General features: G+C 42.0%; 16 protein-coding genes, 1 tRNA gene and 1 other annotated feature. Of the genes, 16 read left to right on the top strand and 1 reads right to left on the bottom strand.

Annotation, left to right across the window (positions count from 1 at the left end; genetic code table 11):
• Nucleotides 1-169: 169 nt before the first annotated feature.
• From ABOA58_RS19500 to ABOA58_RS19485, 4 genes are all read left to right on the top strand, one after another.
• A complete protein-coding gene (locus ABOA58_RS19500) occupies nucleotides 170-781 on the top strand; it encodes an XTP/dITP diphosphatase (protein ID WP_350299643.1) in 612 nt (203 codons plus the stop codon).
• 2 nt (nucleotides 782-783) lie between these two features.
• Nucleotides 784-1,296: a metallophosphoesterase gene (locus ABOA58_RS19495; RefSeq protein WP_350299642.1), complete on the top strand. Its 513-nt coding sequence runs from the start codon at nucleotides 784-786 to the stop codon at nucleotides 1,294-1,296.
• A 173-nt stretch (nucleotides 1,297-1,469) separates the two neighbouring features.
• A tRNA-Arg gene (locus ABOA58_RS19490) sits at nucleotides 1,470-1,543 on the top strand.
• Nucleotides 1,544-1,734: 191 nt separating this feature from the next.
• Nucleotides 1,735-1,935 (top strand): hypothetical protein, encoded by a 201-nt coding sequence (locus ABOA58_RS19485; protein WP_063575539.1) that lies wholly within the window; start codon nucleotides 1,735-1,737, stop codon nucleotides 1,933-1,935.
• 91 nt (nucleotides 1,936-2,026) lie between these two features.
• Here ABOA58_RS19485 and ABOA58_RS19480 read toward each other — a convergent pair whose 3' ends face one another.
• Complete coding sequence (locus tag ABOA58_RS19480) at nucleotides 2,027-2,287, bottom strand: hypothetical protein (protein ID WP_350299641.1); 261 nt, start codon at nucleotides 2,285-2,287, stop codon at nucleotides 2,027-2,029.
• A 267-nt stretch (nucleotides 2,288-2,554) separates the two neighbouring features.
• Here ABOA58_RS19480 and ABOA58_RS19475 point away from each other — a divergent pair, with 267 nt between their 5' ends.
• From ABOA58_RS19475 to leuB, 12 genes are all read left to right on the top strand, one after another.
• Nucleotides 2,555-3,310 (top strand): DUF2087 domain-containing protein, encoded by a 756-nt coding sequence (locus tag ABOA58_RS19475; RefSeq protein ID WP_350299640.1) that lies wholly within the window; start codon nucleotides 2,555-2,557, stop codon nucleotides 3,308-3,310.
• An 18-nt stretch (nucleotides 3,311-3,328) separates the two neighbouring features.
• Nucleotides 3,329-3,691: a GIY-YIG nuclease family protein gene (locus ABOA58_RS19470; protein WP_350299639.1), complete on the top strand. Its 363-nt coding sequence runs from the start codon at nucleotides 3,329-3,331 to the stop codon at nucleotides 3,689-3,691.
• A 139-nt stretch (nucleotides 3,692-3,830) separates the two neighbouring features.
• Nucleotides 3,831-4,109 (top strand): 2TM domain-containing protein, encoded by a 279-nt coding sequence (locus tag ABOA58_RS19465; protein ID WP_252278123.1) that lies wholly within the window; start codon nucleotides 3,831-3,833, stop codon nucleotides 4,107-4,109.
• A 179-nt stretch (nucleotides 4,110-4,288) separates the two neighbouring features.
• Nucleotides 4,289-4,462 carry a hypothetical protein gene (locus ABOA58_RS19460; RefSeq protein WP_170971560.1) on the top strand — a complete coding sequence of 58 codons (174 nt, stop codon included), beginning with the start codon at nucleotides 4,289-4,291 and terminating at the stop codon, nucleotides 4,460-4,462.
• A 43-nt stretch (nucleotides 4,463-4,505) separates the two neighbouring features.
• A complete protein-coding gene (locus ABOA58_RS19455; RefSeq protein WP_434547743.1) occupies nucleotides 4,506-4,865 on the top strand; it encodes a YidH family protein in 360 nt (119 codons plus the stop codon).
• A 451-nt stretch (nucleotides 4,866-5,316) separates the two neighbouring features.
• On the top strand, nucleotides 5,317-5,592 hold the full coding sequence (locus tag ABOA58_RS19450; protein ID WP_350299637.1) for a GNAT family N-acetyltransferase: 276 nt from the start codon (nucleotides 5,317-5,319) through the stop codon (nucleotides 5,590-5,592).
• 156 nt (nucleotides 5,593-5,748) lie between these two features.
• Entirely contained in the window at nucleotides 5,749-6,270 is a 522-nt protein-coding gene (locus ABOA58_RS19445) for a M15 family metallopeptidase (protein ID WP_350299636.1), read from the top strand.
• 291 nt (nucleotides 6,271-6,561) lie between these two features.
• Nucleotides 6,562-6,820: a binding site (T-box leader), on the top strand.
• Nucleotides 6,821-6,935: 115 nt separating this feature from the next.
• Nucleotides 6,936-8,651 (top strand): acetolactate synthase large subunit, encoded by a 1,716-nt coding sequence (ilvB, locus tag ABOA58_RS19440; RefSeq protein ID WP_350299635.1) that lies wholly within the window; start codon nucleotides 6,936-6,938, stop codon nucleotides 8,649-8,651.
• A gap of 3 nt (nucleotides 8,652-8,654) precedes the next feature.
• Nucleotides 8,655-9,167, top strand: coding sequence for an acetolactate synthase small subunit (gene ilvN, locus ABOA58_RS19435; RefSeq protein ID WP_101222819.1), 513 nt, complete (start codon nucleotides 8,655-8,657; stop codon nucleotides 9,165-9,167).
• Nucleotides 9,168-9,233: 66 nt separating this feature from the next.
• Nucleotides 9,234-10,262, top strand: a complete 1,029-nt coding sequence (gene ilvC / locus ABOA58_RS19430) for a ketol-acid reductoisomerase (protein WP_350299634.1) — start codon at nucleotides 9,234-9,236, stop codon at nucleotides 10,260-10,262.
• Complete coding sequence (locus ABOA58_RS19425; RefSeq protein WP_350299633.1) at nucleotides 10,249-11,784, top strand: 2-isopropylmalate synthase; 1,536 nt, start codon at nucleotides 10,249-10,251, stop codon at nucleotides 11,782-11,784. The genes ilvC and ABOA58_RS19425 overlap by 14 nt, the downstream gene beginning before the upstream one ends.
• A 15-nt stretch (nucleotides 11,785-11,799) precedes the next feature.
• Nucleotides 11,800-12,912, top strand: coding sequence for a 3-isopropylmalate dehydrogenase (gene leuB, locus ABOA58_RS19420; RefSeq protein WP_350299632.1), 1,113 nt, complete (start codon nucleotides 11,800-11,802; stop codon nucleotides 12,910-12,912).
• The last annotated feature ends 6 nt before the right edge of the window (nucleotides 12,913-12,918 follow it).

The raw sequence follows: 12,918 nt of genomic DNA, 5'->3' as shown, positions 1-12,918 counted from the left end.
TAACTTATCTGGAAAGTTCAGCGGCTGTTGTTGATCATGAAAGGCAGCGCTGAATCCGTCCGTTTGGCACTGGAAGAAGCGGCTTTTACATATGACGAATTACAGCAAATTCTTTCTTAGTCCGAAAAGAGCTCTCATGCCGATAAAATGAAAAAGGGTGAAATGAAAAATGAAGACAGTAATCATTGCAACGAAAAATAAAGGGAAAGCCAAGGAGTTCGAAAGCTTATTCTCTGCTAAAGGATATGAAGTCAAAACACTTCTCGATGTACCGGATGCTCCGGATGTTGAGGAAACAGGCACGACCTTTGAAGAAAATGCGATCCTGAAGGCAGAGGCCATTGCCCATCAGCTAGGCCACTTTGTCATTGCTGATGATTCCGGATTGATTGTAGATGCATTGGAGGGCCGTCCAGGCGTATATTCTGCGCGCTATGCTGGAGAGGACAAGAGCGATGAAGCAAACACGGAAAAAGTCCTCCGCGAACTGGAAGGCGTGCCAAAAGAGGCTAGGACTGCGAGATTTTATTGCGCCTTGGCACTAGCGTCACCCAACCAGGAAACAGTTACGGTATCGGGAACGATGGAAGGCTTGATTACGGAACAGCCTTCAGGAACGAATGGATTTGGTTATGATCCCATCTTTTTTGTTGAGGAACAGGGCAAAACAAACGCCGAATTGACAAAAGAGGAAAAAAACAAAATCAGCCACCGTGCCAACGCATTGAGGGCTCTAGATGAAAAACTTGATCTATTTCTAAAAAGGGAAGAAGGAATGTGACGATGAAAGTGCTAATAATGAGTGACAGTCATGGCTTAACTCATGAAATCAGCATGATTACCGACCGTCATAAACAAGAGGTTGCTGCCATGATCCATTGCGGTGATTCAGAGTTGGAAAGAAATGACCCTCACATGTCGGGGTTCTTAGCCGTTCGCGGGAATTGTGACTATGATTCGGCATATCCGAATGATATTGTGGAGAATATCGCAGGCAAGCGTTTCTTCCTTACGCATGGACACCTCTATAACATAAATATGACCTTGATGAACCTATCTTATAAAAGTGAAGAGACAGGGGCGGATATTATTTGCTTTGGTCACTCCCACGCTGCAGGCTCCGAATTGATTGACGGCAAGCTCTTCATCAACCCGGGAAGCATACGTCAGCCGCGTGGACGAAAAGAGAAAACCTATGCCATTTTGGAAATCGGAAATGACCAACTTGAAATCATCTATTTTGACCTTGAAGGAAAAATCGTTGAAGAACTAAGAAATGCTTATCAAATGGAATGACTTCATGTATAATGAACAGGAAGCGTTTTTCCCCGCTTCCTGGTTCATAAAAAAAGAAAAAAACTTTTTATGAAAAACCGTTGACTTTCTTTTGATATCCTACTATAATAAGAAGTGTCCTAAGGGAACAGTTAAGGTAATACATAAGTTTTACCGCAACTTATATCATAAACGTCTCAGTAGCTCAGCTGGATAGAGCAACGCCCTTCTAAGGCGTCGGTCGGGAGTTCGAATCTCTCCTGGGACACTAACTAGAAAAAGCCAAAACCTTCTAAGGTTTTGGCTTTTTTACTTTTGGCTTAAGTCAACGAGGATGTTTTCAATTTGTTATCCTTTTAACTGCTAAAGTTCGTATGACGACAAGAAGTTTTTTATTTATATTTATCGCAGGTGGATGAACTTTTATGTCGAACTTGTTATAAATAAGGAGATGTTTAAATGAATAAAGATAGATTATTCAAGTTCATTCAAACTTCCACTCGGGGCAATTTCTTCTCAGTCGAAATAACCGAAGATGGAACTGAAGTGGTCCAATTAGCTAAGGAGTTAGAAAAAGAAGGAAGAATCAAGTTGAGGGAATGCAAACGAAAAGAACAAGGTGTTTATCTGGAAGGAATACTTAAGTTTGTGCCTAGCTAATACTTAATGAGCTCTAACGAAGGACTTATATTAGGAATTTCATATGCTCCACAGAAAAAAGGCATCCATGATCGGATGCCTTTTTTCTATATCAAATTCTATTTAATGTTTGGAGATTTTTTTTAATGATTTCACGGTTTTTGATTATTGCCGTATTCAATTCTTCGACGGGTGAACTTTTATGATCTTCTACACTAAGCTGCATCCCACTTGATTGGTTTTGTATAAGTAAATCAATCGTATCGCGTAATTCTGGCAGTGGTACCTTGAATTGTTCCGATAAATGGTGTATTGCCTTGTGTAAATCGGTGTTATGGATTGATGGAACAATTGCATCGTTTTCATCTTTCAATAATATATCCTCCTCTAAAGCTTATTCACGCTTATATAGCATATTATTGGGGAAAATACGCTTATTATTCAATATACTATATCGGCATAGTGTCCTGGGAATGGATGGTGTATTCGCCTGCCAGCTGTATGTTATGAAGCCCCTCTGACTATCAAGGTCTTCTTTGGATACTTTGCTGGAGTTAAATCAGAAAAAACATTGACATAATGCAAACGAATTAATATTATGTTTATTATATTATAAACTTTATAGGGAAGTGTTTGTTTTATGAAGGACGCTGAAATGTTTTGGAACGCATCTCAGGATGAGCTTAAACAAGGATATATAGAAGGTGAGAATCAATATGTTTGTTTGCTGTGCGGAAATGCAGTTGAAAAGGGGATAGTGTACCCGGAAGATGGGGTTCTTTATGAAGCAAAGAGGTATATGCGAATTCATATTGAACATGCACACAGCTCCGTTTTTGAATACTTGATTGATCTCGATAAAAAACTTACAGGTCTCACGGACCATCAAAACCGCCTTCTTCGCCTATTTTACCAAGGGAAGAATGATGCTGAGGTTCAGGAGGAAATGGGAATTGGCAGTCCGTCCACCATTCGGAACCATCGTTTTGTGTTGAAAGAGAAAGAGCGTCAGGCTAAGTTGTTTTTAGCCCTGATGGAACTTTTGAAAGATAAAGATGAACATGCGCCGGCATTTATCCCGCTTCATCAAAAAGCAAGGATGGTCGATGATCGTTATAACGTTACAGAGGAAGAAAAGGTGACTGTATTGAAAAAATACTTCCCTAAAGGCAGTCAGGATACATTAAAGTCTTTCCCGCCAAAGGAAAAACAAAGGCTGATCATTCTCCAAGAAATTATGAACCGTTTTGAAAATGAGCGGAAATATGAAGAAAAAGAAATCAATCAAATATTGGGTGCCGTTTATCATGATCATGTTCTTTTGAGAAGATATTTAATAGAATATGGATTCTTGGATAGAAAGACTGATGGGAGCCAATATTGGCTGAAGAAATGATGACTGGAGGCAAGAAAGATGGATCGTAAAAAAGAATTGAAGCAATTATATAAAGAAACGAAAGTTGAAGCAGGTGTATACCAAATCAGAAATACGGTAAATAATAAAGTTTTTATCGGAAGCACCAGGAATTTAAAGACGTTGAAGGGGAAACAATTTGAATTGGAAGTCGGAACAAACACCAATAAAGTTCTGCAAGGTGAGTGGAACCAATATGGGAAAGATGCTTTTTCTTTTGAGGTACTGGAAGTATTGAAGCCGAAAGATACAGGATTTTTTGATGTTAAACGGGAATTGAAAAAACTTGAAGAAATGTGGATGGACAAAATACAGCCATACGAAGAACGGGGATACAATAGAATGAAATCCACTGACTTGTAAGTGGCCTTTAGAGATTCTCCTTGATTCCCAGCTCCCGATTTACCTTTGATGCATTTCATTCTTATTTCTTTATGAAAAATAAGGTATTATGGAAGCAGATGGTAATATACTTTAGTGTTTATGATTAGGAGGTGCTGGGATGGAAAATGGAGATGGATATCTACGGGCGAAAAAAAGGGTTGAAAACCTTAAGGCATTCTACATTCATCTAATGGTGTATGTATTGGTGAATGTCATGTTGATTGCGATTAACCTATTGACGGATTCCGGTTATTGGTGGTTCCTTTATCCCCTTGGAGGGTGGGGGATTGGTGTTCTGATACATGGAATTACCATTCTTGCACAAGGAAACTTCGGGTCTGAGTGGGAAGAAAGAAAAATAAAAGAGTATATGGAAAAGGATAAAAAGAACGGCTGAATTTGGGCGTGTTCAAAACAGGGAGTCATTTGTGGCTCTTTTTTTGCGGGAAAATAATCGGTGGATCTCACTTGTTGTCAGTTTTTAAATGGTTTAAGCTAGTAATGAGGGACCTATCTATGAAAAAGGGGGAAACCGGTGGAGGACCTTCACTAAATAATTAATTTTAGGAGTTGCGAATGAAAAAAATAGGATGGACCATAACGGGGATAGGAGCAATCATAGCGCTAGGGGCATTACTTTATCCTTTGAATGTTATTGATAAAACTCTATGTATATATTTATTGCTCGGCGGTGCAGGGCTAATGTTTGTCGGGTCTATGTTCAGGGCCTTTTCGCTGCTGAAAAGATGACTGATTTTTAAGGTTGATCAAAAACGTTCGATTAAGGTGATGCATGGAGAAAAACCAATTGAAATATGCCCAGCAGCATCTGGCTAATGAACGCACCTTTTTAGCGTGGGTAAGAACGGTGATTGCGATAGTGGGGGTTGGTTTTCTTGCGACAAGCCTGCATTTTACGATTGGTGTGCATCGGGATCCCCGTATTGACCTGATCAGTATCGTGCTGGGGATGTTTGCATGTGCATTGGGCCTTGTGATTACAGTGCTGGCGACAATCGGTTATCTTCAGAAGAAGCGGCAAATCAATGAAGGTACATTCCGGCCCACGAGTGCGCACGTTATTCTAATCGCTGTTTTTATGGTCATATTGTTATCGATGATCATTTTATATTTTGTTTTCATAAAAGTGTAAAACTGTCCTAACATTTAAAGGGCAGTTTTTTCAGTATCTAATATTAAATACTTATTCTTACATCGTTACGGAAAGATTTCTTCCATTATATAAATTCAATCAAAAAATGAAAGCTTGAAAAACTATGTATTTCATTTTGGTTATGGAGAGAAATTAAAACCTTTTAAAAATATTTCATTCAGTATTGTGCACGTCAGCCATGGTAAAGCTTAGATATTACCGGAAGTGTATATCCGAGGCTAGGAAAGGTCGGTCAAGTTTTGCCTTTTGCCTTCCTTTAAAAATTTTATATTAGCCACCATCAGTTTGTGAATAAACTTAACATGGACAATGCTAGCTTTAAAACTCTTGAAAGTGCTTTACTTTATTCAATTTCATTCAAGTTTTAAATATTTGTTTAATTTCCATTTTGTGAGATATGATAAAAAGGAACTAAAAGGAGGTCATTAACATGGTTGATATCAGAAAAGGTGAAAGTTCTTTTTTTGTCGAAGAATCTGGTGAGAAATTAGCGGAAATTACATTCTTTAAATCAGGTGATGATGAAATCACGGTCGATCATACCGTTGTTTCTGACAAGCTTCGCGGGCAAAAGGTAGGAAATGCCCTTGTTGAAAAGGTAATAGGATTCGCAAGGGAGGAAAAACTGAAAATTGTTCCGGTATGTTCGTTCGTTCAAAAACAATTTGAAAAAAATGCAGAATACGAGGATGTATTGGCTAAATGAACCGGAGGGCTGGACCAGGGGATGATTCATATCACCTGTGTTCAGCCCCTTTGTCTTTTTTTGGAAATTTTTACCCCTTCAATTATCGAAGGAAAAAATATTAAACGCCTTTCCGCCTACAGTGTTGTTCGCATTTAATATAGGGGAGGTGCTAGGATGGCCATCAAATTACAAACCCTATTGAATCGTGCAAAGGAAAATATGGGAAGCGGTATGAACCCAGTCGTGAACGAGACGATACTTGAAGTGGTTAAATTAGCTTATGAAGCGGGGATATTTGTTCAAATAACGGCTGGTTACCGAAGTTTCCCAGAACAAAATGAATTGTATGAACGGGGCAGAACGAATAAATCAAAGCCAATCGTGACTTATGCCAGAGGGGGCCAGTCCTTGCATAACTATGGCCTTGCTGTAGATTTTGTCATTGTTAGTGATGACGGCAAGCGGACATTATGGACAGAGGGCGAAAAGTGGACAAGGGTGGCGGCCATAGCAAAATCCCTGGGATTTGTTTGGGGAGGGGATTTTGAATTGTTCCGTGATTTTCCGCATCTTGGAATGGCAGGCGGTTTATCCACGAGAGATCTTCAAAAGGGATTGAGGCCGAATCTTGTATCAAGAGTGGCGTCAGCGAACAGTGAAAGGGAAAATGGATGGTCCGCTATTTGTGAACACTAATACTAGTGACTGGCATCATGTGGGTAGTGCGGGGATATTTCAGTGGAGAAGTTTGTTATCACTCATTTTAATAATTTTAATGGGGTATGTGACGTTTTTAAAAATTAAATATTGAAAAAACTTTTTTTGTAGAATGTGGTCATGATAGGTATGTAAGCGGATACAACAAATCTTTCAATTTAGAATTATCAAAAAATTTCAAAAAACCTGTTGACTACTACCTGAAATACACGTAAGATAATCACAAATACAAGACATCAAACATAAGCGTTTCGAAAAATATGAATAATGCGAAAAGCATTGAAGAGGATAAGTAGTCTTTTAAAAAGGCAGTCACAGAGAGCCGGGTAGCTGAGAGCCGGTATTGTCCCGAAAGATGAACTCACCTTGGAGTTTCAGCTTGAACGTCAGACTAGTAGGGCTGAACGGGTGCGTACCAGTACCCGTTACCAAAACAGAGAATAGTGTAGGCTATTCAAAGTGCGCATGGAGTTTCATGCGAAAAAGGGTGGTACCGTGGAGTGGCTCATCAAGCCTTTTCACCCCTTTAACTTGCCGAGTGCAAGTACATTTGGGGTGAAAAGGCTTTTTTGTATGCATAAAAAGCTGAAAATTCTGAATGTTATGAAATATTTAATAGAAAAGTGAAGGAGGTTTTTTACGAAATGACACAAAAGTCAGTTGTTGCTGATCGGAAAAGTGGAAAGACACATTATAGTGGTGCTGAATTTCTGCTGAATGCATTGAAAAAGGAAAATGTTGAAGTCATCTTTGGTTATCCGGGAGGTTCTGTATTGCCGATTTATGACAAGCTTTATAGTTCAGAACTTTTTCATATTTTGACAAGGCACGAACAAGGTGCGATTCATGCAGCGGAAGGATACGCCAGGATTACCGGCAAGCCGGGGGTGGTCATAGTTACATCCGGTCCAGGGGCAACGAACATTGTCACCGGTTTGGCCGATGCAATGATTGACTCTTTACCGCTTGTGGTAATTTCGGGTCAGGTAGCTACCAGTGTAATTGGCTCGGATGCTTTCCAGGAGGCTGATGTACTGGGGATTACTACCCCGATCACAAAACATAACTATCAGGTAAGGAGGCCGGAAGACCTTCCGCGCATTATAAAAGAAGCTTTTTATATCGCTTCAAGCGGCCGGCCCGGTCCAGTATTAATCGATATACCTAAGGACATGGCCATTATAGAAGGTGTATCGACTGAAGAGGAGCCAGAAATGAATCTCCCGGGCTATCAGCCGACGACCAAGCCGAATTACTTACAGATCAGAAAGCTTGTTGAAGCAGTAAGCGGGGCGAAAAGACCGGTCATTCTTGCAGGGGCAGGTGTCCTGCATGCAAAGGCCTCCCATCTATTAAAGGAATATGTCGAGCAGCAAGGCATTCCCGTCGTCCACACTTTATTGGGTCTTGGGGGCTTTCCGGCGGAACATCCTCTCTTTATCGGAATGGGTGGTATGCATGGCTGCTATGCAGCAAACATGGCATTAGCGAAATGTGATCTATTAATCAATATCGGTGCCAGGTTCGATGATCGATTGACTGGGAACCTAGCGAAATTCGCACAGCATGCAACGGTGGCCCATATCGATATTGATCCAGCGGAAATCGGTAAAAATGTGCCGACAAAAATTCCGGTCGTCGGAAGTGCCAAGGAAGCGCTGGCGGAGTTGATTACGCAAAATGGCAAGAAACCGGAAATTGATGAATGGACAACACAGCTGACTGCATGGAATGAAGAGTTCCCATTGCGTTATACCCATGAAGAAGGCGTATTGAAACCTCAGCGGGTCATCCAGATGCTTCATGAAAAAACGAATGGGGAAGCCATTGTTACGACGGATGTTGGACAGCATCAAATGTGGGCAGCGCAATACTATCCATTTAACAAACCGGATTCATGGGTCACTTCCGGTGGATTGGGGACGATGGGCTTTGGCTTACCATCGGCTCTCGGAGCGCAACTGGCGAATCCGAAAGCGACGGTGCTTTCCATATCGGGGGATGGTGGATTCCAGATGTGCCTGCAGGAACTTTCAGTCATTGCCGAAATGAATCTGCCAATCAAAATCATCATCGTCAACAACGGGGCACTAGGGATGGTAAGACAGTGGCAGGAACTCTTTCATGATAAACGTTTCTCACACAGTATTTTTCAATCGCATCCGGATTTCGTGAAATTGGCCGATGCTTATGGAATTCCGGGATACAAAGTGACGACGGAGGAAGAAGCAAGCAACTGCCTGGATGTAGCGTTAAAGACTGATGGTCCAGTGTTGATTGATTTCCGGGTAAAACAAAACGAAAATGTCTTTCCGATGGTAGCACAAGGAAAAGGGCTTGATGAAATGGAAGGAGTTTAATCAATGAAGGGAATTCTTAGCCTCACCGTGAACAACAGGCCAGGCGTCCTGAATCGGATTACGAACCTGTTCACGAAAAGAAATTATAACATTGAAGGCATGACTGTCGGACCTTCCGAACAGGATGGCATTTCAAGGATGACCTTCGTGGTCGATGTTGATGACGAAGCTGTCATTGAACAGATCACCAAGCAATTGAATAAGCAGATCGATGTTTTGAAAGTATATGATATTACGAATCAATCGATTGTGGCGAGGGAACTTGCACTCATTAAAATATTGGTGACTACACAAACCCGAGCCGAGATTTATTCAGTCATCGAACCCTTCCGAGCTTCAGTTATTGATGTCAGTAAAGATAGCCTGACAGTTCAAATCACAGGGGAATCGGATAAAATCGAAGCCTTCATTGAACTGATCAAGCCATATGGCATCAAGGAATTGGCAAGGACAGGGACGGCCGCCATCCCGCGTGGAATGCAAATTGCACACGCTAAGAGTGCGACAATCGTATAAAACAAAAACCAAACCAAAACAAAAAACAAAACAAAAAACAATGATGAAAAGGGAGATGTAATTATTATGGCAAAAGTATATTATAACGCAGAAGCAAACGAGAATTTCTTCAACAATAAAAAGGTAGCGGTCATCGGATATGGTTCACAAGGACACGCACACGCACAAAACCTACGTGACAGCGGTGTAGATGTAATCATCGGAATCAGGAAAGGTAAATCCTTCGATAAAGCGGTGGAAGACGGCTTTAATGTTTACACGGTGAAAGAGGCAGCTGAACAGGCAGACGTGATCATGAACCTATTACCGGATGAAACCCAGCCGAAAGTATACCAAGAAGAAATCAAACCGGTACTGCGTGCAGGTCAAGCTTTAATGTTCGCACACGGATTCAACGTCCATTTCAACCAAATCGTTCCTCCGGCAGACGTAGATGTATTATTAGTCGCTCCAAAGGGTCCGGGACATCTTGTTCGCCGTACATATGAACAAGGTGCAGGGGTGCCGGCATTATTCGCCATCTATCAAAATGTTACGGGTGAAGCAAAAGATTTGGCCCTTGCTTACGCTTGGGGAATCGGCTCTTTAAGAGCTGGCGGTTTGGAAACTACATTCCAGGAAGAAACGGAAACGGATCTATTTGGAGAGCAGGCCGTACTTTGCGGCGGATTGACTGCCCTTGTGAAAGCTGGATTCGAAACCTTGACAGAAGCTGGATACCAACCGGAAGTAGCATATTTCGAGTGTTTACATGAACTTAAATTAATCATCGACCTTATGTATGAAGGCGGTATGGAAAACATGCGCTATTCCATTTCTGACACAGCTCAATGGGGAGATTTCGTTTCTGGACCACGCGTTGTGACGGAAACTACGAAAGAGGCAATGAAAGCGATCTTGAAAGACATCCAAGACGGTGAGTTCGCAAAAGGATGGATCTTGGAAAACCAAGCGAATCGTCCAGTCTTCAATGCTATCAATAATCGTGAAAACCAACATCAAATCGAAGTGGTTGGCCGTGAATTAAGAAAAATGATGCCATTCGTAAAACCTCAACAAAAAGAGAAAGAAGTGGTAGCCGTTGCGAAAAATTAATATATTTGAAACTACACTTCGAGATGGGGAGCAATCAGCCGGTGTAAATTTGAATTTTACCGAAAAACTTGAAATTGCTTATCAGCTTGAAAGATTGGGTGTTGATATTATCGAAGCCGGTTTTCCGGCAGCATCCAAAGGGGATTTCAACTCCGTACAGGAAATCGCGCGCAAAATCAAAAACAGCTCTGTCACAGGGCTGGCGCGTGCTGTAAAAGGAGATATCGATGCAGCTTGGGATTCATTAAGGGGCGGGGAAGAACCAAGGTTGCATACGTTCATCGCCACTTCGCCCATTCATCGTGAATATAAGTTGAAAATGTCGAAGCAGCAAGTGATTGAAAAGGCAGTTGAGATGGTCAAGTATGGGGCAGCTCGTTTTCCTATCGTACAATGGTCTGCAGAAGATGCAAGCCGTACAGAACTTGACTATTTGGCTGAAATCGTCGAAGCGGTCATTCAAGCTGGTGCTAAGGTCATTAACATCCCGGATACTGTAGGGTATGCAGCTCCAATCGAGTACGGAAACATTTTCAGATACCTTCGTGAACATGTTCCTTCTATTGATAAAGTTAGTTTATCCGCACACTGCCATGACGATCTTGGAATGGCGACGGCCAATTCATTGGCTGCCATCGAAGGCGGGGCTACGCAAGTCGAAGGCACAATCAACGGAATTGGTGAACGTGCCGGAAACGTGGCGCTTGAAGAAGTGGCCATGGCACTCTACATCCGTAAAGATTTCTATCAAGCGGAAACGGGTCTTGTATTGAATGAAATAAAAAGGACCAGTGATTTGGTCAGCCGCCTTACGGGAATGCAAGTTCCGGCTAATAAAGCCATTATTGGTGCCAATGCATACGCACATGAATCTGGCATTCACCAGGATGGCGTTTTAAAAGAAAAAACGACATATGAAATCATTTCACCTGAACTTGTCGGGGTTTCGTCCAATTCACTAGTTTTAGGAAAGCATTCAGGACGCCATGCTTTCAAAGAAAGATTACAAGAGTTGAATTTTACGGTAACGGATGAGGAAATGAACTCATTATTCATTCAGTTCAAGGAATTGGCCGATAATAAAAAGAACATGACGGATGAAGATATCGTTGCGCTGGTGCTTGAAGAGAAAGCGACGGATATCAGTTTTTATGACATGATTTCCTTACAGATTTCCCATGGTACCCATCAGACGGCGACAGCGACGGTCACACTGAAAAAAGGCGATAATGAAGAGATTCAGGAAGCGGCTACAGGTGCAGGAAGTGTAGAAGCCTTATATAACACGCTTGAAAGATGTTTGGGCAGCGAGATCAACTTGCTGGACTATCGAATTCAATCGGTGGGCGGCGGAATGGATGCCCTTGCTCAGGTTTTTGTAAAAATTGATTATAACGGTGTGGAAACAAGCGGCAGGGGTCTTGATCAGGACGTCTTGGAAGCATCCGCCAAAGCGTATTTGAATGCTGTGAACCGTGTGATCATCATGAAGGAACTGGAAGAAAAAGCAGTATTACAATAGGAAGGGGAGATTTCGATGAAAAGGAATATTGCGGTGCTTCAAGGAGATGGCATCGGGAAAGAAGTAACAAGAGGCGCTGTAGAAATCCTCGAAGCCGTTGCCCAAAGATATGGACACGATTTTGAATTTCAATATGGTGAGATTGGCGGCGGGGCCATCGATAACACAGGTTCACCCCTGCCGGATGAAACAGTGGAGATTTGTAAAAACAGCGATGCGGTATTATTAGGGGCCGTTGGAGGACCTAAGTGGGATGACCAGCCTGCGCACCTAAGACCGGAACGAGGTTTGTTGAAAATCCGAAAAGATTTGAATCTTTATGCCAACATCCGTCCAATCAGCTATTATTCCAGCTTGTCGGAATCTTCTCCTCTTAAAAAGGAATTCATTGAAGATGTGGATTTCGTGATTGTCAGGGAACTAACTGGCGGCCTTTATTTCGGAAAGCCAAGTGAGCGCGTTGAAAAAGAAGGGAAAGAGGCGGTCGTCGATACACTTTTCTATCAGAAAAGCGAAATGAAGCGCATCATTGAACTTGCTTTTGCATTAGCATCGGAGCGCAAGAAAAAAGTAACATCCGTGGATAAAGCGAATGTTCTTGAATCCAGCCGGATGTGGCGTGAGACGGCAGAAGAAATTGCCAAGGACTATCCGGATGTAATCCTTGAACATATGCTTGTTGATAATGCAGCCATGCAATTGATCAAAAATCCGAAACAATTTGATATTATCGTGACGGAGAATATGTTCGGTGATATTTTAAGCGATGAAGCGTCGGTATTGACTGGCTCGCTTGGAATGCTACCTTCTGCCTCCATATCAACAAGTGGGCCTAATCTATATGAACCGATTCATGGTTCCGCCCCGGATATCGCAGGCAAAAACCTGGCTAATCCGATTGGGACGATTTTATCAGCGGCGTCCATGCTGCGTCTATCCTTTGGTTTGGAAGATGAGGCAAAAGCCGTTGAGCAGGCGGTGGAAACGGTCCTTGAATATGGCTTAAGAACAGGCGATATCGCAAATGGCCAGCCAAGTATTACGTCCACTACAGAGATGATTGCAGAAATAAAAGCAAATCTTTTAGACCAGGAAGCCATTTCCAACATCATGGGAGCTTACGCATAAACTTCT

The sequence above is a fragment of the Peribacillus frigoritolerans genome, from assembly GCF_040250305.1.
GTDB lineage: Bacteria > Bacillota > Bacilli > Bacillales > DSM-1321 > Peribacillus.
This window is presented reverse-complemented; position numbering and strand designations above follow the sequence as displayed.